Origin of the sequence: Pseudomonas sp. OV546 (genome assembly GCF_900116845.1) — a bacterium.
Lineage (GTDB): Bacteria > Pseudomonadota > Gammaproteobacteria > Pseudomonadales > Pseudomonadaceae > Aquipseudomonas > Aquipseudomonas petroselini.
Genome location: NZ_FPCE01000001.1, coordinates 496,217 through 518,940 on the forward strand (window position 1 = coordinate 496,217; position 22,724 = coordinate 518,940).

Consider the following 22,724-nt stretch of genomic DNA (forward strand, 5'->3'; position numbering starts at 1 on the left):
GATGAGTAACGGAACCCTTTTGGTGGCCACCGTCGGGCAGGCGGTGATCCGCAGCGCCGACGACGGCAAGACCTGGCATCGCCTGGGCCTGGGGCAGGACCTCGAGTTCGATGCGATCACCCGCTCCCTCAGCGTGCACCCCGACACGCCCGAGCGCATCTATGCCGGCACCGACGTGGGCTTGTGTGTCAGCCACGACACCGGTGGCCATTGGCAGCGTGTCGATTCGCCGTTCAACGGGCAGACGGTGTGGAAAGTCGCCGTCGACCCGCAGGACGCGCAACGGATTTTCGTCGGCACCGGCGCGCCTTCGCGCGCCGTGTTGTGGCGTACCCTGGACGGCGGCCTGAGCTGGGATCGCGCGCCGGTGGAAATCCCCGAGTTCTGCGACGGCGTCAGTCGCCCACGCCTGCTGGCCTTCGCCTATGACCCCAGCGACCGCAACCAGTTGTGGTTCGGCCTGGAGGAGGGCGGGTTGTTCCATTCCCGTGACGGCGGTGACACCTGGACCCGTGTCGATGACCGCCTGTTGTGGGACTACAACTCGGACATCCACAACATCGTGGTCCTGCCCAATCACGGCGAGAAAGTCATCGTGGTGGTGTGCGTGAACGCGGTCTACCGCAGCCTGGATGAAGGCCTGACCTGGACCGGTATCATCGGCCGCGAAGCCTTCGGTTTGTACTACCTGCGCGCCATGAACGCGCCGCTGGGCACGCAAAACGAGCTGTACCTGAGCATTTCCGACGGTACGCCAGGCACCACCAGCAAGATCCTCGTTTCCCGCGATGCCGCGCTCAGCTGGAACGTCTTGCCCCTGCCACAGCAGCCCAACTCCTGCGTCTGGGCGCTTGCCTTCAACCCGGCCAACCCGCGCCAGATCGTGGCGGGCACCAAGTACGGGCACTTGTTCACGTCCGACAACGGCGGTGATGGCTGGCAGAAGCACTGGCGTGAATTCAGTGAGATCGCCGATGTGCTGTGGACGCCCGCCGTGGCGCAGATCAAGGCCGGGCATCAATCCATCGTCAAGAAGAACTGAGGTAACCGGTGATGAAAGTCAAAATCCTTCGGACCCACATATCGCTGTTTGTGAGTGATCCTGATGTGTCGGCGCGCTGGTATGCCGACATCCTGGGCATGCACGAAAGTGCCCGGGGCGAAAGCTGGGTCATGATGGCGTTTGGCACCAAGCACCACGATATCGCCTTGATTCGTGCAGAACCCGGCGCCCACCAGGGCGGCCTGGGCCTGCAGCACTACGGATTGGAAATCGACGGTGATATGACTACCTTGCGCCAGCTCTACGGCATGTTGCTGGAGAAGGGCGTCGAGGTGGTGAAAATCACCGATCACGAAATCGGCAACGGCCTGTATTTCAACGACCCCGATTGCAATCGCATGGAATTCTTTCTCGAGACCGAGCATGACGATGCGTGCGGCAAGGCCCGCTTCAAGGCCGCCGGCGCGCCGAGTCGCAACATCACGCTTGACCCCCTTGACCCGCTTTGAACCGAGGTTTACCTGATGAAAACTGCAAATTTCGCCAGCTATCACATCCGCAAATGGTACAGCTTCGTTGAAGAAACCCTGGCCAACGAGACCGGTCAACTGGCCGATGGCGAGCCGTTGTTCAAGTATGCCGTGGCCGCGGTGATCGACAACCCGTATGCCGGGCGCTTCAGCCAGGACCTGGCGCAATTGGTCGAGCCGTCGCCGCTGTTGGGCGAAGAATTCGGCCGGCGCATCCAGGCACTCGCCGGCAGCCGTGAAATCATCAGCTACGGCAAGGCTATCCTGGTGGGCAGCGCAGGCGAGTACGAGCACGGTAACGCGCTGCTGACCAACCCGGCCGCCGATCCCATCCGCGTGGCCCTGGGCGGTGGCAAGTCGTGGGTGCCGTCCACCGGCAAGCGTGGCGGCCCAGGTTCGACCATCGACGTGCCGCTGGCGCACAAGGACGCGTTGTATGTGCGTTCGCACTATGACAGTTTCTCCCTGACCTTCGGCGACGGCCCTTCGCCGGATGAAATCGTCGTGATCTGGGCCTTCGCCACGCGCGGGCGTTTGCATGCGCGGTTGGGCGGCCTGAAAGCCGAAGAGGTCAAGGGCCTGGACGGCCTGCACTGAAAACACCCATGTAGGAGCGAGCTTGCTCGCGAAGAACGTTAACGATCACGCTTTCGTTCTGGATAAATGCAGTGCCTATGCGTTCTTCGCGAGCAAGCTCGCTCCAACAGAAATGCGCATGCCCGGACTCAACTCACAACAAGAAAAGCGGTGAATAGCGATGAAGCAGGAGAAGACCCAGGTTGTCATCGTGGGCGGTGGCCCCAACGGGATCACCGCCGCGCACTATATGGGGACATACGGCATCGACTGCGTCGTCCTCGAACTGGCCGACGGCATCCTGCCGTATCCCCGTGCCGTGGGCATGGACGATGAGGCGCTGCGCGTGCTGCAGGGCATCGGCATCGCCGACCTGGCGGTGCGCGACATGATCTGCGATGTACCGCTGCGTTATTACAATGCGCGCGGCGTGTGCTTCGCCGAGGTCAAGCCGAGCACCGCGCATTATGGCTGGCCGATGCGCAATATCTTCATGCAGCAGCTGCTTGAAGGCACCCTGCGCGAACACCTCGGCCAGCACCCCTGCGTCGAGTTGCGCCAGGGCCACGAATTGTTCGAACTCGAGCAGGACGCAGAGGGCGTGACCCTGCAGGTGCGCGATGCCCACGGTGAGCTTTACCAGCTCCGGGCGGACTACGTGATCGGTGCCGATGGCGGGCGCTCCACGGTGCGCAAGCAACTCGGCGTCGAGCTGCTCGGGCTGACCCATCCGCGTAAATGGGTGGTGGTCGACACCGCCAACGACACCCTCGATGCGCCCTTTACCGCGCTGCATGCCGACCCGCAGCGGCCCTTCGTGTGCATCTACCTGCCATACCAGCAGCGCCGCTGGGAATTCATGCTGATGGAAGGCGAGGACGAAGCGAAAATGTGCGAAGAAGCGACGATTCGCCAGTTGATCCACGGGCATATCGGCGATGCCGTGAACGACCTCAATATCATCCGTATCCGTGCCTATACCCACCACTCGCGGGTCGCGGCGCGGTTTGTCGAAGGGCGTGTGGCGCTGGTGGGCGACGCCGCGCATATTTCCCCGCCGTGGGCCGGGCAGGGCCTCAACTCCGGCCTGCGCGACGTGGCCAACGTGGCCTGGAAACTGGCGGCGATCATCCAGGGTCGCGCGGCGCCGTCGATCCTCGCCAGTTACGACCAGGAGCGGCGTGGTCACGCAACCGAGCTGGTGTCCCTGGCCGACAACATGGGCGCGGTACTCGGCCTGACCAACCCGTTGATGGCCGGTGTGCGCGACTGGCTGTTCCAGGCCGTCAACACTGTGGATAACCTGCGCTCGCACTTGCTGGAATTCAAGTTCAAACCCAAGGCCACCATCACCAAGGGCCTGGTCCACCATGAACGGGCCGAGTTGCGTGAGGATGATCTGGTCGGGCAGTTGTTCATCCAGCCGAATATCGAAGACGCCCAGGGCCAGCGTCGGCGCCTCGATGAGGTGCTCGGCAATGGCTACGCCGTACTGGGTTATCGGGTGAACCCGCGCGACCACCTCAGTGAGCCGATGGCCGAGTATTGGGCGCGGTGGGAGACACGTTTCATCCAGGTCAATCGCTCGCGCAGCGGCGTGGGGCGCAACCAGCCGTTGACAGCCAACGCGGCCTTGAGTGTGGAGGACGTGGATAACCGCCTCGGCCAATGGTTCTCCAAGGTGCGCGACTGCATCGTTGTAGTGCGTCCGGACCGTTTCGTCGCGGCGATCACCACCCCTGAGCGGCTTGACGGCGTGCTGCGCAAGCTGGCGGCGCAACTGTCATGAGCAGCGCTGACGAGTTAACCGGCCAACTGCACGAGGCCGGGCGCAGCGCCCGGGCCATCGCGCCGTTGTCGCCCGAGGCGCTGGACAAACAGCAAGGCTATGCGCTGCTGCGCCAGGGTTTGGCGCAGCGCCTGGCAGGCGGCGAGCACCTGAGCGGCTGGAAGGTGGCCTTCGCCGGGCGCGCGGCGCAGGCGCGTTTTGGCCTCGACGAACCGGTATATGGCGCGCTTACGTCGGCCATGGTGGTCGCGCCGGGCAGCACGGTGTCGTTGGCGCGGCTGATCCAGCCCAAGCTCGAGGTTGAACTGGCGCTGGTGTTCGGGCGCACGCTGGTGCCGGGCGACTACAGTGATGCGCAGATTCTGGCGGCGATTGCCGAGGTGGCCCTGGCCTTTGAAATCGCCGATTGCCGCTGGCAGGGTTGGACATTCGGGCTGGGCGCGTTCCTGGCCGATAACGCTGCCGCCGGGCTTTACTGTGTCGGGCCGCGGGTGCCATTCGATGCGGCGCGGCATGCCTGCGTGGAATATCGCCTGGAGCATGCGGGCGCGCTGCTGGGCAGCGGCAATACCCAGGCACGCGAGGACAGCCCGCTGTTAAATCTCTGCTGGCTGGTGCGGCGCCTGTTGGCGGACGGTCATCCCGTGGCGGCCGGGCAGGTTGTGCTGTCCGGCGCGTTACTGGCACCGCTGGAGATACAAACGGGCGCTTATCGTCTGCAGATGCTTGGCACGGAACTGGCTTTGGATTTCCACGCCGGCCCCGCGCCTGCGCAAACGCCCGCTACCGTTATGGATGACTGAGCCCCCTTCAGGCCAAAAAACAAGCATCAGGCCGCCGAGGAATGACCAACATGCTCGCCGAAGTCCGCACCTTCAATGACTCTCAACAGCACGCCGGCTCGATCCAGGGCTGGCAGCAGGTCTATGACCAGCTCGGTCGCGGCTGCCTGACCAGTGAGCTGCGCCAGCTGTCCGGCGATCGCTTCCAGATCTTCCAGGAAGTGCTGGACAAGCGTGTGGTGCAGCATGGCCGCTCGCCCAAGGGCCGCTTGTGCGCGGCCATGTCACTGGGCAGCCCGCCGGTGGTGCAGGGCCAGCAGGTGGGGGCCGAGAGCGTGGTGCTGTTGCGGGACGGCGAGGAATTTGTGCTGCATGCACCGCAGGGCACACATTTCTTCGCCTTGAATGTGGACGCGTTGCGCTTTGCCAGACTGGCGGCGGTCGAGTTGTCCGGCGAGCAGCTCAAGCGTTTGACCAGCGTCTCGGCGCTCAGCGTGGATGAAGCGTTACTGTTGCGCATTCGCCAGCGTATCCATCCACTGTTTCGTCACTTTTTGGAACACGCCGACACGATCAGCCCGGCGGCGGAGAAGATGCTCGAGGATGAATTGCTCGGTGCGTTCCTTGATCTGTTCACCCACGCCGGCGATGAAGTGCGTGGCCGGCGTGGCAACTTCGCGGTCAGTGCGTATCTGGTCAGGCGCAGCCAGGAATTAATCATCGCCAGTGGCGATACCCCGTTGAGCATTCTTGACCTGTGCGAGCAACTGCGCGTGAGCCGCAGGACCTTGCAGAACAGTTTCCAGGCGGTGACCGACATGCGCCCGGTCGAGTACTTGCGCAATTTGCGCCTGAATGCGGTGCGCCGTCGACTGATCGCGACGTCCGCGAGCGAAAAAAACGTCGGCGAGATTGCTGTGGCCATGGGTTTTTTCCACCTGAGCCACTTCGCGACGCATTATCGCGAGCTGTTTGGCGAGTCGCCTTCGGAAACGCGCAGGGCGTCTTGCTGATGCTCCAAGGATCTGATGCACTGCAATCCAAATGTGGGTTCGGCGTGAGTTATCGGTCCAGGCCGGGGTCCACGCGTTTGCCGATGTCCTTGAGCCGCGCCAGTTGATCGATCATCGAGGGCGCTTCGTCCAGGCAACTGACGAAGGTCCACAAATAGGTCATCACCGCGTAGATGTGCCCGGCTTTTATCTGCGGTGCCAGGGCCAGTTGCGTAATCGCGACGACGAACAGCAGCGCCGCCAGCAGGCCAATGGACAGGAAGGCAATGGCCTCGCGGTCGGATAAGCCGATGCGCAGGCGCGACAGCAGGTGATAGTGACGGCGCAGGGTGTGTGCGCCGACTTTTTCCACCAGGCCGATCTCTTTTTCCAGGCGATTGTTCAAGCGCTCGTGCAAGCGCTGGTTGCGCCGCGCAAAGCCAGGCATGAACGTGACGCACAGCAACAGCGCGAGCAGGCACGCCAGGCCGACCCAGGGCTCGATCACCAGCAGCATCGCCGCCGCGCCGACGATCGACACCAGTGCGGTGGCGATGGTTGGTACGTGCTTTTCGAAAAAATCGACGAAATCCCGCGCCAGCATCACGCGCGCCGCTGCCCTGGAGGTGCTGTGGCGTTGCAGGCGCTGGTTGAGAATCACCGGTACCGCAAGGTCGGCGTAGATGCGCGTGAAGGTGCGCGTATCCAGGGCCCGGCGGGCCGCGCCGACCACCCAGAAACCGAGCACGACGGCGGCGTACCACACGGCACTGCCGGCATCGCCACGAATGATCGAGTCGACGGCAAACCCGGCGAACAGCGGATAGGCCAGCAGCAAGGCGTTTTCCAGCGCGACCAGCGACAAGGTGCCGGACAGTTTGCCGGGGTAGGCCCTGGCGATAGCCTTGAGGGTCTGGCTGGCGGATTGCTGCCCCAGCTTTTTACTTTCTTCGAGCAGAATCGGCGGCGTTACGGCTGGCATGGGGCGCCTGTGGGGTACGTGTTGCGTTGATAAATGTCACGGGTGACGTCGAGCAGGTAACGCACTTCGTCGGTCATCAGTAACAGATCAATCTGGACTTCTTCGACAATGATTTCCGCGGTAATCAATATACAAATAGCCGGGGCGATGACCAGCCAGTGGTAGTACGACAGTGTCACTAATGAAACGCACACGCCGATTAACCATAACGCCAAGACACTTTGCGGGGCGTACTTCTGCAGGGGAATCCAGAAGCGTTGCAACTTTCTCAATTTAAACTTGTAGAGCGAAAGTGACGCTTCCAGTTGTTTAAGGTCGATAGCGTTGCGAGCTGAATGCTGTGTCGGCATAACAGTTATCCACGTGAGAACGTTAAACATCAGAGCCAAGCAGGCGACAATGCGGCTATTCTCTGTCCCGGCGCTCATGGCCTGGCAGCGTTTGGCTGAGCCAGGCGAGATTGACTTCACTGACTTCCATCCATTCGCCCCTGGCGGGAATCCTTTCGCAACTCATGAAAGCAATACAACGTCCGTGTGTGTCCAGTAAGGCAAAGTGGCGGTATTTTCTTGCCCGCTTGAACAGGCCAATACACAAACGCATGCCATCACCTTGGTGGGTATTCATATACAGCGGGTTTGTTTCAGCGGGTATCAGGTCTGGGCAGTGAAACGTGATGCTGCGGGCCAACTGAGTTCAAACAATGTGCCGCTGTTTATCAATGTTCGACACGTCACCGCGCCGCCGTGGGCGATGGCTATCGCGCGCACCACCGCAAGACCCAGTCCACTGCCGCCCTGGGCGCGCGAGCGTGAACTCTCGCCACGCTGGAACGCCTCGAAAATATGCTCGGCGAACGCCGCATCGATCCCCGGACCTTCATCCGCGACCCTCAGGAAGTGACCGCGCTCGTCACTGCCCAATTCAATGCTGACAGTGCCCGGCGTGGCATGCCGGCGAATATTGTCGAGCAGCGCCAGCAAGCCCTGGCGGATGCGACCGGGGTCGCAGTAGACGGGGCCCTTGCGCAGGTTCAGCTGCAGGCTAAAGCCGGCGCTGTTCAAGCTCGGCTCGAACAGCCGCGCTTCGGCTTCCAGTGCGTCGGCCAGTTCCACCTCACTGAGTGCCAGGACCAGGTGGCCGTTATCGCCCATGCCTACCACGCGCAGGTCTTCGACCAGGCGGGTCAAGCCTTCGACCTGGCCGAGCAGGCTGTAGAACTGCGCGGTGTCCGGCTCGAAAACGCCCTCGGCCAACCCCTGCAGGCGGCCGCGCAGGATCGTCAGCGGGGTGCGCAGTTCATGGGCAATGGCGGCATTCCAGAAGGCTTGCTCCTCGGCCATGTGTTTGAGTCGATTCGCCATGCTATTAAAGTCATCCACCAACAGAGCGGCTTCGCCCAGGGAAAGATCGGGCGCCACGGCGCGTGCATCCAGGTCGCCGGCAGCCAGGCTGCGCAGGCTCGTTGCCACCGAATTGAGCGGCATCAGAATGCGCTTGGACAACTTGACCGCCATCGCCACGCCCAAGCTCAGGCTGACGCAGGTAATCAGGCTCATCCACAGCCATTCCACGCCACTGGGCAGCCATTCATCCGCTTCCAATTCCAGCTGCGTGGGCGGCGACAGGCTCCAGAGCACGGCGTAGAACACATAGGAGCCCACGACCGCGAGCGCAATCACGCACAGGACCACAGCCGACATCGACAAAATGATCTGCCGGCTCAAACTGTTGGGCACTCTCATGCCTGGCTCCCGAACCGGTAGCCGACGCCACGGATGCTGGTTGGTACGCCGTGCAGGCCGAGGTCTTCGATCTTGCGGCGCAACTTGCTGATATGGCTGTCGACGGTACGTTCCAGGCTGTCGCTCTCCGGCGAGCAGAGCACCAGCAGTTCGGCACGGCTGAACACGCGGCGCGGTGCCTTGGCCAGCTGTGCGAGCAGGTTGAATTCGGTCACCGTGAGGTGCAACGGCTGTTTTCGCGTGCCGATGTAGACGTTCACTTCATGGCTGTCGATGTCGATTTCAAAGGCGTCGACGCGCACCACGCTGTGGCCGGCGCCGCGGTCACCGCAACGGCGCAGCACCGCCTGGATCCTGGCGATGACTTCCGCCGGGTTGAAGGGTTTGACGATGTAATCGTCCGCGCCGATGCGCAGGCCCATCAGCTTGTCCATGTCCTGGTCGTGTGCCGTCAGCATGATTACCGGTGTATTGCCGCGATGACGCAATTCCGCCAGCACCATCCAGCCGTCCAGCTTGGGCATCATCACGTCGAGCAGCACCAGGTCGGGCTTGAGCTGTTGATGCAGTTCCAGCGCGCGCCGTCCGTCCTGCGCATGCGCGGTGCGAAAACCGGCGCGCTTGAGGTAGGCCGTGAGGATATCGGCGATTTCCGGCTCGTCTTCGGCGATCAGCACCAGCGCCTGGTTGGCGGGCGATGCGAGGAGTGATTCAGTCATGGTCTGCTCGTTCGATGTGCGGTGTTGCGGGTCAATGCGCTAAACATGCACTGTTTTCCAGCAACGGAGTGAATGATGCACCGCAAGCATGCACGTTCAGCGAAGGGTTTGTGGAGAATTGATGGAGAGGCGAATTATTGTTTTCGCAGCCCGGGGGGGCGGGCGCTCAGGCGAAGCGGATGCGCTCGTTGTAGGCGCTCTGCAGCATTTTGCGCTGGTAATCGCAGGGCGTGGTACTGACCAGCTTCTTGAAGTCGCGCAGGAAGTGCGACTGATCGGAAAAGCCCAGGTCCAGGGCCAGTTCCGAGAACGATACATCGTGCCGGGTATTCAGGCTTTCCAGCGCCGCCTGGCAGCGAATGATCCGGCAGAACGTCTTGGGCGAGAGGCCGGTGTCCTGGCTGAACTGGCGGTGAATGGTACGGCTGGTGTAGCCGCTGAGGTCTTCCAGGTGCTGGATGCGCAGGTCGCCGCGATGGGCCAGCGTCTGCTGGATGACCATCGCGGTGAGCTTCGAGGTACGGCCCATCAGGCGCGGGGCGAGATAGTCGTTGAACAGCTTGATCTGGTCCTGCAGCAACGGGGCGTTGACGATGCTTTCGAAAATGCGCTGGGCGAACGCCGACACTTGCAGCAGGTCCCATTCCTGTTCGGTCAGGTCCTCGGCCATCACATTGATGAAGCCCGGAATCACCCCCGGCGCAAAGCGCACGCCGAAATAATGATGGCCCTGCAGCAGTTCGACCCGCTGGGCCTCCAGCGGGGTGCCGCAGATCCTCACGCTGGGACGCGTTGCGTCGCAGTCGAACACGATGTCCACGCAGCCGTCCGGCACCGCCAGCAGGTCAGCCGAGTGGACGACATCGAAGGCGTAGAAATGCGAAATCGCCGGGTGTTCGGAGGGCATGACCGAATACCGAGATGAGTTGAGTACGAACCAGGGTTGTTCGTAAGCAGTGTGCTGCCGCAGGGTCGGTGAACACAGGTTGAGCATGACCGGACCTTCAGGTGGATATATGCGGGAATATTCACGCATTTTTCACGCCAACTCCGAGGGCCCGCTCGAAACTTGATGTCCGAAATTTACAATACCGTCACCCACCGCACGCCGATACTCGACCTCGATAGCGTGGGAGCAGCGCCTACCGCTGCGATATCCCTTTCAGTCGAGAATAATAATGTCCAGTACTACAAACATAGACTTCATCTACTTGTCCGAGCAGGACATGATTCGGGCTGGCGTCACTGACATGCTCGCCTGTGTTAATACCATGGAGGAAATGTTCGGCCTGCTCTACAGCGGCGACTACCGCATGGCCGGGCCGAACAACGATTCCCACGGCGCAATGGTGGTGTTCCCGAAGGATTCGCCGTTCCCGAACATGCCCAAGCCGACAGCCGACCGCCGCATGATGGCGATGCCGGCCTATCTGGGCGGCAGCTTCTGCACCGCGGGCGTCAAATGGTATGGCTCCAACATCGCCAACCGCGACAAAGGCCTGCCCCGTTCGATCCTGATGTTTACCCTCAATGACCCTGACACCGGCGCCCCGTTGGCGCATATGTCGGCCAACCTGTTGTCGGCGTATCGCACCGGTGCGATACCCGGTGTTGGCGCGCGCCACCTGGCCCGCAAGGACTCGAAAGTGGTCGGTCTGCTCGGCCCGGGCGTGATGGGCAAGACCACGCTCGCCGCGTTTATCGCCGTGTGCCCGCAGATCGACACCTTGAAGATCAAGGGGCGGGGTGAGAAAAGCCTGAATGACTTCCTGGGCTGGGTGAAGGAAACCTACCCGCAGATCACCACGATCAACGTGGTCGACAGCCTCGAAGAAGTGGTCCGTGATTCCGACCTTGTTACTTATTGTAGCTCCGGTGAGACCGGCGACCCCTCGATCTACCCAATTGTGAAGCGCGAGTGGGTCAAGCCAGGGTGCTTCATGGCAATGCCGGCGTCCTGCTCGCTTGATGAAGGCATGGAGCTCGGCGACGTACGCAAAGTGCTCGATAACACCGGTCTGTACGAAGCCTGGTTCGAAGAGCTGCCCAAGCCTGCGCACCACTGCGTGCCGGTAATCGGCGTGCGCTTCATGGACATGATTGCCGAAGGCAAGATGCAGGCCGATGAGCTCGAAGACATTGGCAAGATAGTCGCCGGCGATGCCCAGGGCCGCCGCAACGATGAAGAGATCATCATCATGTCGGTCGGCGGCATGCCGGTTGAAGACGTGGCGTGGGGCACCGTGGTGTACCGCAATGCCATCGAAAAAGGCATCGGCGTGAAATTGAACCTGTGGGAAACCCCGGTACTGCGCTGAGCCATTCCTTACCCAACTGACGAGGCCTTCGACATGACAAAAATCATCAAGCTCAAGACCGGTTCGCCGTTTGAAGACCAGGCCAGCTATTCGCGCCTGGTGGTGGTGGACAACTGGATCTATGTGTCCAATACCGCCGGCCGTAATCCGCAGACCAAACTGATCCCCGAAGATATCCTGGAGCAGACGCACCAGGTGTTCGCCAACATCGAAAGCGCCCTGGCTGCCGTGGATGCCAGCCTGGCCGATGTGGTGTGTTCGCGGGTGTTCATCCAGGACCCCAAGGACGTGCCGACGGTGATGGCCCTGATCGGCGAGAAGTTTCGCGGCGTCGACCCGGCCAGTACCGTGACGTGCCCGCCGTTGGGCTCGACGGTCTACAAGGTTGAACTGGAAGTGACGGCTTATCGCAACGCCTCCAAGGCGCAGGTCGAAGTGATTCGCCTGACGCAGTAATCCGCTACGCAGCCGTGCGCCCGCGCGGCCGACCTTTATTGTTTTGCGAGTCTTGACCATGGCCCCGACTATTGCGCCCGTGAATACCTGCACCGAATGTCCCACCGCCACCTCCGTCGTCATCATTGGCGGCGGAATCATCGGCCTGACGGCTGCGCTGACTCTGGCCGAACGCAACATCCCGGTGGTGGTGCTGGAAAAAGGCCGTATCGCTGGCGAACAGTCCTCACGCAACCTTGGCTGGGTGCGCAAGACCAGCCGCCACGCCTATGATATTCCGCTGGCCCTGGCCGCAGATCGCTTATGGGCGCAGATGCCCGAGCGGGTGGGCGCGGACGTGGGCTACCGGCAAGAGGGCATCATGTTCGTCGCGCGTAACGAAGCGCAAATGGCGATGCATGAAGGCTGGCTCAAATCGGTCGAGCACCTGTCCCTGGATTCGCGCTTGCTGAGCAATAGCGAGATCGCGCAGCGGGTACCGGGCGGGGCGGGCGCGTGGGCCGGCGGGATCTATACGCCGTCCGATGCGCGTGCCGAACCGACCCTGGCCAGCAGCGCGATTGCCAAGGCCGCCATGGCCCTGGGCGTGGTTATCATCGAACAGTGCGCGGTGCGTACGCTGCAGATGTCCGCCGGCAAGGTCAGCGGCGTGGTCACGGAAAAGGGCGAGATCCGCTGCGACCAGGTGTTGCTGGCCGGTGGCATGTGGTCGCGGCGCTTCCTGGGCAACCTCGGTGTGTCCTTGCCGACCCTGGCCTTGACCTGTTCGGTGTTGCGTACCCATCCCATGCAAGGCCCCACTGAAATTGCCGTGGGCGCTCCGGACTTTTCCTTTCGCAAACACAAGGACGGCGGTTTCATCATCACCCAGCGCGGCAAGCTGGACGCCTTCCTGACCTTGGACCACCTGTTGCTGGCCAAGCAATACATGCCTCAATTCCGTGCGCAGCGTAGTGTGTTGAATGTGTCGCTGGGGCGGTATTTTTTCAAGGACCTGGCCTTGTCCCGACGCTGGTCGGCCGACAGTGTCAGCCCGTTCGAACGCGTGCGCGTGCAGGACCCGGCCGCCAACCCGCAGCTCAATAACGACGCGATGAACAACCTCATCGCGGCCTGGCCGGTGTTCGAGCAAGCCAAAATAGCCCAGGCCTGGGCCGGCACGATCGACGTGACCCCGGACTCCAACCCGGTGATCGGCCCGGTCGCGCAGATCCCAGGCCTGACCGTGGCCACCGGTTTCTCCGGGCACGGTTTCGGCACCTCGCCGGCGGCCGGCCAGTTGGCGGCCGATATTGTCAGCGGGCACACCCCGATCATTGATCCGAGCCCGTATCGCTTCGATCGTTTCTGATCCGATCCAGGCCCATGCCCCTGTAGGAGCGAGCTTGCTCGCGAAGAACGTCAACGAAAACGCAGGCAGTCTGTATGACCGCGGCGCACTTGAGTTTTTCGCGAGCAAGCTCGCTCCTACGCAGATTAGCGGAGCGAAGTTATGCACTCAGTCAGTAGTTTCTTCACCAACCGTTCAGGCCTGAACCTGCATGTCCTGCGCTGGGGCAACCCGAGCGGCGTGCCTCTGGTCCTGCTGCACGGCTTGCGTGCCTACGCACAGACCTGGGAGTCGCTGGTTGCGGCGCTCGGCCCGGGCTTCTGCGTGTACGCCCTGGACCAGCGCGGTCGCGGCCTGAGCGATTGGGCGCCGTCCGCCAGCTACCACACGCAGTCCTATGTGGACGACCTGCAGGACTTCGTCGCCCACGCCGGTCTGCAGCGCTTCGTCTTGCTCGGGCACTCGCTGGGCGGCGCCAACGCCCTGGAATACGCACGGCAAAACCCGGGCCGCCTGTTGGGCCTTATCATCGAAGACATCGGCCCCGGCTCCTCGATCCAGGGTGACGGCGCCGCGCGCATTCGCCGCGAGATGAACCAGACCCCACTGCAATTCGACAATTGGGACGCCGCCCGCGCGTTCTGGCAGACCTCACGCCCCGGCTTGTCGGAGCAGGGCCTGGCTTCCCGGCTGGCACACTCGATGAAGGAAAGTGCCGGCGTGATTACCTGGCGTCACGATCAGCAAGGCATCGCCGAGGCGCGCCTGAGTATCGAGCCGACCGACCTGTGGCCGGCGGTGCGCGCCCTGGATTGCCCGACTCTGTTCATTCGCGGCACGCGCTCGGATTTCTTGCCGGCGGCGACGCTGCAAGCCATGCGCGACAGCAATGCTCTGGTGCGCACCGCCGAAGTCGCGGACGCCAGCCACTATGTGCATGACGACCAGGGCGAGACGTTCAACCGGCTGGTCATCGCGTTCCTTGACAGCCTTGCGATTGCTGCTCGATGAAACCGCGGGCCCGCTTGATCGTGCTGCTTTCATCGCTGACGGCCTTCGGGCCGTTTTCGATTGACACTTACCTGCCCAGCTTTCCGCAAATCGCCGAGGACCTGGGGACCAGCACCGCGCAAGTGCAGCACACCATCAGCGCGTTTCTTGCCGGGCTGTGCCTGGGCATGCTGTGCTACGGGCCATTGTCCGACCGCTATGGCCGGCGCCCGTTGCTGCTCGGCAGCCTGGTGTTGTACGTGGCCGCGACCCTGGGCTGCCTGTTTGCCGGCAGCGTCGAGCAACTGATTGCCTGGCGCTTTTTCCAGGCTTTGGGTGGCGCGGGCGCGCTGGTGCTGGCCCGTGCCGTCGCCAGGGATCTGGTCGGCCTGGTGGAGGCGGCCAAAGTGCTGTCGTGGATGCACGTGCTGACGATGATGGCGACCCTGGTCGCGCCGATGATCGGCACCTGGTTGGTGCTGATCCAGGGCTGGCGCACCATCTTCGCGGCGTTGTTCATCCTGTCCAGCCTGTGCCTGTTGCTGGTTGCCTTGACCCTGAAGGAAAGTTTGCCCGTGCAGCAGCGCGGTGCGTCCGTGCCGGCGGCCTTCGCGGCGTACCTTGCCATTGCCCGGCAACCCAGGGCAGTGGCGCTGATCCTGTGCATGGCCTTGGGGTTTGGCGGCATGTTCGCCTTTATCACCGCGTCGCCTTTTGTCTACGTGGTGTACTTCGACGTCTCGCCACGGGTGTTCAGCGCATTGTTCGCCCTGAACATCCTCGGCATCATCCTGGTGACCTTCATCAACGCCCGTTGGGTGGGCCGTTTCGGACCGCAACGCATGCTCGGGGTGGGCACGGTACTGGCGAGCGGGGCAGGGCTGGCGATGATGCTGGTCGGCTATACCGGATGGGGCGGGCTGGCGAGCATCGTGTGTTGCATGGTGCTGTACATGGGTGTGACCGGTTTGATCGGCGCCAACTGCATGGCCAGCCTGATGACGCTGTTTCCACGCCAGGCCGGCGCGAGCGTGGCGCTGGGGATTTCGGTGCAATTCGCTACCGGGGCGCTGGCCAGTCTGTGGGTCAGCCATTTGGCTGATGGCACCGCATGGCCGATGTGCCTGGTGGTGGGGTGTTGCGGGTTGGGCGCGTTGGTTGCTTATGGGGTGACCCTCCGCCTGCCTGCCCGGGCGGTCGCCGTGAGGACCGTCGTCAAGCAAATGTGAACCTCTGTTCAAAAACCAGGATACATACATGAAAACTATAAAAATAAATCCGATCGATAGAACTTCCGTCTATGTGTGTGCAGGGCTGGTCTCCGGCGCGGGGGCCTTGTTATTGAATGTGCTCCCCGTACTGTTTGGTGCGCTTGCCGAACGTTTCGGGCTTGGCGAGCACCAATTGGGCAACCTAGCGATGGCCATGAACCTGGGGTTTGGCGCGTTCGGGCTGGCGTCCCTGCTGTGGATCCACCGGCTCAGCTGGCGGCTCATTTCGGCGCTGTCGTCGGCTGTGGTGGTGGGCGCGGTGCTGACGGTTATGCGCGACCCGTCCTATGAAATGCTGCTGCTGATAATGGCCCTGGCGGGCGCCGGCACAGGAGCGTTGTATGCCCTGGCCATGACGATTTTCGGTGACAGCTCCCAGCCTGAGCGTGCGTTCGGGTTCAAGCTGGGTATCGAGACCGTGCCGGGGGCTCTCCTGCTGATCGTGCTGCCGGTAGCGGTGGCGCCGGTGTGGGGCTTTGAAGGTATGTTGATAACCATCGCCCTGGCCATGGTGGCGATGGGAATCCTGCCGCTGCCCTGGGTACCGCGCCGCAGCGAACGCCAACTGGATGCGTCCGAGGCCGCCGTGCGGATAGCCAGCACTGAAAGCCGCGCCATTGTGTGGTTGAGTCTGTTGGCCAGCCTGGTGTTCCTGACCGGCATTATGTCGGTGTGGGCGTTCCTGGAACTGATGGGCAAAAAGACCGGCTTGACCTCGGATACGATCGGGCTGGTCCTGGCGCTGGGCTTTTTAATCAATGCCGGCGGGGGCTTCATCGCCTCGGCGATCGGCCTGAAAATGGGACGCTTCCTGCCGGTGGCGGCGGTCATCCTCGCGGAGTTGCTGGGCCTGGTGGCCCTGGCGCAATTCTCCTCGCTGACGAGCTACGTGACCGGGGTTATCTGCTTTCTGTTCTCGATCAGCTTCGTGCTGGCCTACACCTTTGGCGTCATGGCCGAATTCGACCTGTCGGGCAAGCTCGTCGCGCTGGGCGCGTTGTGCCTGTCTCTGGGTGCGGCGTTCGGGCCGGCCGCGGGTGGGTTCCTGATCGAGGCGTTTGGCTACTGGGCGGTGTTGGTGTTCTCCGGGGCCTGTTCGGTGGCGGTCCTGGTCATCTATGGGGTGGCGGTGTTGCGGGCTCGGTTGGCGTTCAATCGTGTCCAGGTCTCATGCGCCGCCGTTATGCCGGGTGTGTGACGCAAGCGAGCAGGGAGGTTACCCATGAACGGTCAAGCCTTGTCGGCCTGGAACGAGCGTGTGCACGCGGCCTGCGGTCGTTTCGACACGCGCTATGACCACTGCCAGAGCCTTTTCATCGGTGAAATGCAACAAACACTGATGGGCAGTACGGCGGTGGCGCACATTCGCAGCAATGCCAGTGTGATTGCCAAGGCTGCCCGCTCAGGCGAGCGTGATTCCTCGGGGCGTTGTTTCCTTGTGCTGCAACAGCAAGGCTCAATGGCCATCGAACTCGGGGACCGAGTGGTCGACCTGCGCCATGGTGACCTGGCGTTGCTGGACTTTTCCGGCGCGGTGAAAATGACCCCCAACGGCTTGTTTTCCCACGTGTCGATCCCTCTGCCGCGTGAGTTGTTCAAGGGCCTGGAGCGTAGCCGCTTCGGCAAGCTGTCGACCACCGGTGTCTGTGGTCAACTGCTTTGTACGCTGGTGCGGCAGGTCGCTGGCGGCGAGTTGGCCCAATGGTCTTGCCCGCAGGATGGCGATGGCGTGCAGAGGGCGTTGGTGGCCTTGCTTGAATCGGTGCTGGAGTATCAAGTCGGCGCCGACTCCCCGGGCTGGCAGTTGCATGAAGTGCAATCCGTCATCCGGCAGCGGCTTGACTCACCGAGGCTTTCGCCGGCGTCGCTGGCCGAGGAACTGGGCACTTCCAGCCGCCAGCTTTACAGGCTGTTCGAAGCCAGCGGCGACAGTGTCTGTCGCTATATCCTGCGTGAGCGGCTGTTGAAGGCGGCGCAGGACCTGCGCGATCCGGTTTGCGCGCAACGCTCGATCACCGATATCGGCAGCTATTGGGGGTTTACTGATTCGGCGCACTTTTCCAAGACGTTCAAGAAGCAGACCGGGATGACCCCGAGTCGCTATCGAAGCCTTGGGCACTGAACCACGGATTGCCCTAATGCTGTTCAGTCAGGGTGGGCGTTCGCCATTTTCTCATCTAGCACAAAACCACTGTGGGAGCGGGCTTGCTCGCGAATGCGGTGGTTCAATTGATGCAGTGTTGCCTGGCCGCCCGCTATCGCAGGCAAGCCAGCTCTCACCCATTTCTCATCTAGAATGCTGCGAAGAATTCACAGGCGCCGCGTTCAGCCAGGAAACACGCGTTATCGTTGACGTTTTTCGCGAGCAAGCTCGCTCCTACAGAGAGCGTGTTCAGTAGCGGATGATTACCGATTTCAGCTCGGTGTAATCGTCGATAAACGCACTGCCGAACTCACGCCCGACACCCGATGCCTTCATCCCGCCAAACGGCACGCTGGGGTCGACGAAGGTGTGCATGTTGACCCACACCGTGCCCGCTTCGATTTGCGGGATCAGGCGCAAGGCCTTGGACAGGTCGTTGGTCCAGATACTGGCGGTGAGGCCGAACGGGCTCTCGTTCATCAGCTCGACCAATTCTTCTTCATCATCGAACGCCAATACACACACCACCGGGCCGAAGGCTTCCTCGTGCAGCAGTGGGTCGTCCTTGCCGGTGGCCACGATCAGCGTCGGCTCCACGTAGTAACCGGCGCGGTCCACGGCCCGCGCGCCGCATGCCACCTGGTTGCTCTGCAGGGCACGCTCGAAAAAGCCGAGGATTTTGTCGAAGTGCGGCTTGTTCGACAGTGGGCCGAACTGGGCGTGTTCATCCAGGGGCGAACCGATGACCATCTGCGACAGCATCGCCGCCATCTTTTGCGTCACTTGCTCGACGATTGAGCGGTGCACGAACAAGCGCTCGGGTGATGCGCACACCTGGCCCTGGTGCACATAAGCCGCTTGCACGAAGCGAGCCACAGCGTCATCCACGTTGGCGTCGGCCAGCAGCGCGGCGGCGTTCTTGCCGCCCAGTTCCAGGGTCACGCGGGTCAGGTCGGCGCCCATGGCGGCCTTGCCCACGGCAATGCCGGTGGGCACCGAGCCGGTGAACGACACCTTGCGTACCTGCGGGTGTGCGATCAGTTGCTGACCGACCTGGCCGCGGCCGTTGACCACGTTGATTACGCCAGCCGGAATCCCGGCCTCGATCGCCAGTTCCGCCAGGCGCAGCAGGGACAGCGGCGTGTATTCGCTGGGTTTGAGCACGACGGTGCAGCCGGTGGTCAGCGCGGCGCCGAGTTTCCACACGCCGATCATCAACGAGAAGTTCCAAGGCACGATGGCTGCCACCACGCCCACCGGCTCGCGCAGGGTGTAGGCGCTGTAGTGCTCGCCGTCCATGGAGGGAAACGACGGGGTCATGGTCTGGCCGCCGATTTTGGTGGCCCAGCCGGCGAAGTAACGCAGGAACACCGCGCTCTGGCCCACCTCGATATGCCGCGACAGGTTGATCGATTTGCCGGAACTCACGGTTTCCAGTTGTGCCAGTTCTTCGCCGTTGGCCTCGATCAGATCGGCCAGGCGGTTGAGCAGGACGCCGCGCTGGTAGGGCGTGACCTGTGCCCAGGCGCCCTTGAAGGCTCTGGCCGCGCTGTCGACGGCCAGGTTCACATCTTCGGCCTGGGCGTCACGCAACTGCGCGACGGTCTCGCCGGTACCGGGGTCGACGATGCCGATGCGCTGCGCCGACGCGCTGGTGTGCACGGCACCCTCGATGAAGTTGGAATGGTCACGATCCAGAAAAGTAACGACTGAGGGCAATAAGGCAATGTGCATGGCGGCGCTCCAATGATGGGTTCGTCGCGCCCGTTGGGCGCTCGAAAGACCTCTGCATTAGAAGCGCATACACGCTTGGCCGCTTGTTCGAGCCTGCCAGGAAGTTGGTGATGCGCGACACGCCGTGTCGCGGCGCGCCTAGGGCTCACCGAGGTTGTCGAACACCGTTTCGAGCAAGCGGCTCAGGCGCTGGATCTGCGGTTCAGTCATGCTGGTGAAGCTGCGTTTGAACACGTCGCTGGTCGCCACCTGGATACGTTCGATCGCCGCGCGGCCTTCGGCGGTGATCCGCACCTGGGTCACCCGGCCGTCGTCTTCGCAGGGCGCGGTATCCACCAGGCCGTCTTCCTTCATGCGGTAGACGGTCTTGGTGATGGTCGACAGCTTGGCGATCGCATGGGTGGATATCTCGGAAATGCTCGACTGGCCGTTCTCCTTGAGAATCAGCAGTACGCGCCAGCGCGGGATATCCAGGCCGATTTTCTTCAGCGCTTTTTCCATGTACTGGCTGTAACGGCCATGCACCATGGCCAGCCAGTAGAACGGAAAGTCTTCCTTGTGAAAATTTTCGCTGGCGGGGTCATAGCGGTTTGCGGATTTTTTTGCGGAAGTCATAGCGTGCTCATCTCAGAGGATGCGGGCAATCATAGACTTTTCTCGTGAAATCGGCACGGTTATTGACCACAGTTATGGACGAGTGCGGCCAGGCCAGGGCGCAGAAATATAATTGACAATTCACGTAATATTCGGTGAGTGTGAAAAAAGGCAAGGGCGCATCGGGCGTCCGCATTGCGCATTTTGCACTGAAGGTGACGTGACATGACCCTGGTGATTGAACAGCTTTCCCTTGGCGCCGACGGACCGACCGTAATGGTTAAGGACACCCTCGATATCGCCGGTCTGCCAACCCGTGCGTCGAGCCAGGCGCTGGACGATGCCGCGCCGGCCACGGCCCACGCTGATGTGGTGCAAGCCCTGCTGGACAAGGGCTGTCGACTGGTAGGCAAGACCCGCCTGCACGAACTGGCGTTTGGCACCACGGGGATCAATCACTGGACCGGCACCGCGCCGAACCCGCGTTTTCCGGGGCGCATTCCCGGCGGATCGTCCAGCGGCTCGGCAGCCGCCGTGGCCGCCGGGCTGGTGGATTTTTCCTTGGGCACGGACACCGGCGGCTCGGTGCGCATTCCCGCCTGTTGCTGTGGCGTGTTCGGCTTTAAACCGACGTTTGGACGGGTCAGCCGCCGTGGCGTGATGCCGGCGCACAGCAGCCTCGACTGTGTCGGCCCGTTTGCCTCGAGTCTGCCAATGCTGGTCACGGCCATGCAGGCGATCGACCCGACTTTCACACCCGCACCCGCGCCCGCCGCGCCACGCCTGGGCGTTGTGACCGTGCAAGCCAGCGCAGCGGTACAGCGCGTGATCGATGCCGCGATCACCGGCAGCCAACTGCCCAATGAAGCCCTCACGTTGCCCAGCCTTAAGGCGGCCTATGACGCGGGCATGGTGGTTATCAACCGCGAGACCTTCGATGCCTGCGGGCACTTGCTGGCCACCGGCAAGGTCGGCGCCGACATCGCTGCGCGCCTGGCCGCCGCCGGTAACACCACCGCCACGGCGCTGGCCGAGGCCGAGCAGGTGCGTCTGCGCTTCACTGCCGAAGTCGATGCGGCGCTGCAGCAGGTCGACGTGCTGGTGCTGCCGACCATGCCGGAGTTTCCCTTGGCCCTGGCCGAGGCGACCGACACCCAGGCAGTGCTGGGCATGACCGCCTTCGTACGCCCGTTCAACCTGTCGGGGCATCCGGCGCTGAGCATCCCGTTGGCCAGTGCCGAGGGCCTGCCGGTTGGCCTGCAGCTGGTGGGGGCCAAAGGCGCGGATGAGCAAATGCTGGCCATCGCTGGCCGCCTGCTTGAACGCCTGTACGCCGGGTATGAGGCCTAAGATGAGCACACCCATTCCCCGCGCAGACCTGGAACAACGCCTGCGCCGTTTTGAAATCCAGGACAGCGCGCGCGCCTGCATGAACCGCTACATGGTACTGTGTGACGCTCTTGACGCTCACACACCGCTCGACGAACTGGCCGGCCTGTTCACCCAGGATGCGGTGTGGGAGGGTAAAGGCGCCAAGTACGCCCAGAGCTTCGGCGGCTATCGTGGACGCGAAGCCATCGCCGCGATGTTTGCCGGCTACATGAAAACCCCGGCGCACTTTGCCCTGAACGTGCATTTCCTCACCAGCGAGCTGATCGAGGTGCGGGACGATGCCGTGCTCGGCAGTTGGGTGATGTTGCAGACATCCACGTTCGCCAGCGGCGCCTCTCATCTCAACGCCGCGCGCCTGACGGTACGTTTCGCCGAAGAAGGCGGGCAGTGGCGCATGGCGCATTTCCAGACCGAAAACCTGTTCAGCCGCCCGGTGCAGGCGTGGAACAGTGACGCCGAGTTGCCGGTGCCCAAGCCTGTCGCACAGTGAGCGATAACGCTCACTGATTATTCCCACCGTTCTTTTTCCATGACTGGCCGACAAAGGCGGTCATGCCGTGCGCGTCGCGCTGGAGACTGCCATGAAACACTTCGAACTGTTGACCTTCACCCTGCGTGTACGCACCGTGCCACAAGCCTTGCCGCGCTTGGAGCAGAGCCTGCGCGAGGCGGGCGAGGGCGTGCACCTGATGGGCTGCTGGGTGTCGGAAATCGGCGCGCAGAATCGTATTGCAGTACTGCGCGGGTTCGACGATAGCGGGTGTCGCGAACGCGAACGCGAGCGCTATCTGCTGGCGCCCGATGGTTTTGCGATCGGCGAATTTCTGCTGGAGCAGCAAGTGGATGATTACAGCGCCTTCGCCTTTGTCGAACCGCTTGCTCCCGGTGTTCATGGTCCGTTCTATGAGTTGCGCGAATACAACCTCGTGCCCGGCGGGTTGGCGCCGACATTGCGCGGTTGGAGCAAGGCCGTGGGGCGTCGCACCGGGCCGGACTATTCCCAGGTGTATGCCGCGTTCTACGCCACCAGCGGGCTGCTTCCGCGCTACCTGCACATCTGGCCCTACAGCTCACTGGAGCAGCGCCTTGAAGTACGCACTCGCGCCGTGACCGACGGCGCGTGGCCGCCGGAAAATTCCGCGCCGCAATTGCTGCAGATGCATTCCACGGTGTACCTGCCGGCGCCGTTCTCACCGTTGCGCTGAAAAAACGGCTCAGATCCAGTGTGGGAGTGGGCAAGCCAACTCCCACTTTTTTGTGAAAAAAATAAATCCAATTAAAAAATATTTAGAAAATACCCAAGGTTAAAAAAAGAATATTACTCAAAAATAACAACGAGATAATCGGCCATTCATTCGTTTTCCTTCAATAATTTACA

23 protein-coding genes are annotated in these 22,724 nt (G+C 62.3%); 16 read left to right on the forward strand and 7 right to left on the reverse strand.

Annotation, left to right across the window (positions count from 1 at the left end; genetic code table 11):
* Position 1 precedes the first annotated feature (1 nt).
* The 6 genes from BM403_RS02325 to BM403_RS02350 all read left to right on the forward strand — a co-directional run bounded on the left by BM403_RS02325 (position 2) and on the right by BM403_RS02350 (position 5,693).
* Positions 2-1,042: a VPS10 domain-containing protein gene (locus tag BM403_RS02325; RefSeq protein ID WP_056858421.1), complete on the forward strand. Its 1,041-nt coding sequence runs from the start codon at positions 2-4 to the stop codon at positions 1,040-1,042.
* An 11-nt stretch (positions 1,043-1,053) separates the two neighbouring features.
* The gene (locus BM403_RS02330; protein WP_056858422.1) at positions 1,054-1,512 is read left to right on the forward strand and encodes a VOC family protein; all 459 of its coding nucleotides are present in this window, start codon (positions 1,054-1,056) and stop codon (positions 1,510-1,512) included.
* Positions 1,513-1,527: 15 nt separating this feature from the next.
* A complete protein-coding gene (locus BM403_RS02335; protein ID WP_056858423.1) occupies positions 1,528-2,130 on the forward strand; it encodes an amino acid synthesis family protein in 603 nt (200 codons plus the stop codon).
* 160 nt (positions 2,131-2,290) lie between these two features.
* Positions 2,291-3,898: a bifunctional 3-(3-hydroxy-phenyl)propionate/3-hydroxycinnamic acid hydroxylase gene (locus BM403_RS02340; RefSeq protein ID WP_056858424.1), complete on the forward strand. Its 1,608-nt coding sequence runs from the start codon at positions 2,291-2,293 to the stop codon at positions 3,896-3,898.
* Complete coding sequence (locus BM403_RS02345) at positions 3,895-4,701, forward strand: 2-keto-4-pentenoate hydratase (protein ID WP_093541433.1); 807 nt, start codon at positions 3,895-3,897, stop codon at positions 4,699-4,701. The genes BM403_RS02340 and BM403_RS02345 overlap by 4 nt, the downstream gene beginning before the upstream one ends.
* 50 nt (positions 4,702-4,751) lie before the next feature.
* Positions 4,752-5,693 (forward strand): helix-turn-helix domain-containing protein, encoded by a 942-nt coding sequence (locus BM403_RS02350; RefSeq protein ID WP_065882047.1) that lies wholly within the window; start codon positions 4,752-4,754, stop codon positions 5,691-5,693.
* A gap of 49 nt (positions 5,694-5,742) precedes the next feature.
* Here BM403_RS02350 and BM403_RS02355 read toward each other — a convergent pair whose 3' ends face one another.
* From BM403_RS02355 to BM403_RS02380, 5 genes are all read right to left on the reverse strand, one after another.
* A complete protein-coding gene (locus tag BM403_RS02355; protein ID WP_065910955.1) occupies positions 5,743-6,654 on the reverse strand; it encodes an ABC transporter six-transmembrane domain-containing protein in 912 nt (303 codons plus the stop codon).
* Positions 6,642-7,124, reverse strand: a complete 483-nt coding sequence (locus BM403_RS02360; RefSeq protein ID WP_329606454.1) for a hypothetical protein — start codon at positions 7,122-7,124, stop codon at positions 6,642-6,644. The genes BM403_RS02355 and BM403_RS02360 overlap by 13 nt, the downstream gene beginning before the upstream one ends.
* Before the next feature lie 183 nt (positions 7,125-7,307).
* Entirely contained in the window at positions 7,308-8,399 is a 1,092-nt protein-coding gene (locus BM403_RS02370; protein ID WP_056858427.1) for an ATP-binding protein, read from the reverse strand.
* Positions 8,396-9,118: a response regulator gene (locus BM403_RS02375; protein ID WP_065873509.1), complete on the reverse strand. Its 723-nt coding sequence runs from the start codon at positions 9,116-9,118 to the stop codon at positions 8,396-8,398. The genes BM403_RS02370 and BM403_RS02375 overlap by 4 nt, the downstream gene beginning before the upstream one ends.
* Positions 9,119-9,284: 166 nt before the next feature.
* Positions 9,285-10,112: an AraC family transcriptional regulator gene (locus BM403_RS02380; RefSeq protein ID WP_056858429.1), complete on the reverse strand. Its 828-nt coding sequence runs from the start codon at positions 10,110-10,112 to the stop codon at positions 9,285-9,287.
* Positions 10,113-10,296: 184 nt separating this feature from the next.
* Between BM403_RS02380 and BM403_RS02385 the strand changes: the two genes are divergently transcribed.
* The 7 genes from BM403_RS02385 (at position 10,297) to feaR (ending at position 17,605) form a co-directional block, all read left to right on the forward strand.
* Entirely contained in the window at positions 10,297-11,436 is a 1,140-nt protein-coding gene (locus BM403_RS02385) for an ornithine cyclodeaminase family protein (protein WP_056858430.1), read from the forward strand.
* A 33-nt stretch (positions 11,437-11,469) separates the two neighbouring features.
* Complete coding sequence (locus tag BM403_RS02390) at positions 11,470-11,892, forward strand: RidA family protein (RefSeq protein WP_056858431.1); 423 nt, start codon at positions 11,470-11,472, stop codon at positions 11,890-11,892.
* A 58-nt stretch (positions 11,893-11,950) separates the two neighbouring features.
* The gene (locus BM403_RS02395; RefSeq protein ID WP_056858432.1) at positions 11,951-13,243 is read left to right on the forward strand and encodes an NAD(P)/FAD-dependent oxidoreductase; all 1,293 of its coding nucleotides are present in this window, start codon (positions 11,951-11,953) and stop codon (positions 13,241-13,243) included.
* Positions 13,244-13,384: 141 nt separating this feature from the next.
* Positions 13,385-14,233: an alpha/beta fold hydrolase gene (locus BM403_RS02400; RefSeq protein WP_056858433.1), complete on the forward strand. Its 849-nt coding sequence runs from the start codon at positions 13,385-13,387 to the stop codon at positions 14,231-14,233.
* On the forward strand, positions 14,230-15,441 hold the full coding sequence (locus tag BM403_RS02405; protein WP_065873508.1) for a multidrug effflux MFS transporter: 1,212 nt from the start codon (positions 14,230-14,232) through the stop codon (positions 15,439-15,441). Before BM403_RS02400 ends, BM403_RS02405 begins: the two co-directional genes overlap by 4 nt.
* Before the next feature lie 28 nt (positions 15,442-15,469).
* Positions 15,470-16,681 carry an MFS transporter gene (locus tag BM403_RS02410; protein WP_236447832.1) on the forward strand — a complete coding sequence of 404 codons (1,212 nt, stop codon included), beginning with the start codon at positions 15,470-15,472 and terminating at the stop codon, positions 16,679-16,681.
* Between the two features lie 24 nt (positions 16,682-16,705).
* Positions 16,706-17,605 carry a transcriptional regulator FeaR gene (gene feaR / locus BM403_RS02415; RefSeq protein WP_056858435.1) on the forward strand — a complete coding sequence of 300 codons (900 nt, stop codon included), beginning with the start codon at positions 16,706-16,708 and terminating at the stop codon, positions 17,603-17,605.
* A 270-nt stretch (positions 17,606-17,875) separates the two neighbouring features.
* Here feaR and BM403_RS02420 read toward each other — a convergent pair whose 3' ends face one another.
* Positions 17,876-19,360 carry an aldehyde dehydrogenase family protein gene (locus BM403_RS02420; protein ID WP_093541435.1) on the reverse strand — a complete coding sequence of 495 codons (1,485 nt, stop codon included), beginning with the start codon at positions 19,358-19,360 and terminating at the stop codon, positions 17,876-17,878.
* A gap of 138 nt (positions 19,361-19,498) precedes the next feature.
* The gene (locus BM403_RS02425; RefSeq protein WP_056858437.1) at positions 19,499-19,975 is read right to left on the reverse strand and encodes a MarR family winged helix-turn-helix transcriptional regulator; all 477 of its coding nucleotides are present in this window, start codon (positions 19,973-19,975) and stop codon (positions 19,499-19,501) included.
* A gap of 204 nt (positions 19,976-20,179) precedes the next feature.
* Between BM403_RS02425 and BM403_RS02430 the strand changes: the two genes are divergently transcribed.
* From BM403_RS02430 to BM403_RS02440, 3 genes are all read left to right on the forward strand, one after another.
* A complete protein-coding gene (locus tag BM403_RS02430; protein WP_093541437.1) occupies positions 20,180-21,304 on the forward strand; it encodes an amidase in 1,125 nt (374 codons plus the stop codon).
* A 1-nt stretch (position 21,305) separates the two neighbouring features.
* Positions 21,306-21,836 (forward strand): nuclear transport factor 2 family protein, encoded by a 531-nt coding sequence (locus BM403_RS02435; RefSeq protein WP_056858439.1) that lies wholly within the window; start codon positions 21,306-21,308, stop codon positions 21,834-21,836.
* A 91-nt stretch (positions 21,837-21,927) separates the two neighbouring features.
* The gene (locus tag BM403_RS02440) at positions 21,928-22,551 is read left to right on the forward strand and encodes an NIPSNAP family protein (RefSeq protein WP_056858440.1); all 624 of its coding nucleotides are present in this window, start codon (positions 21,928-21,930) and stop codon (positions 22,549-22,551) included.
* Positions 22,552-22,724 lie beyond the last annotated feature (173 nt).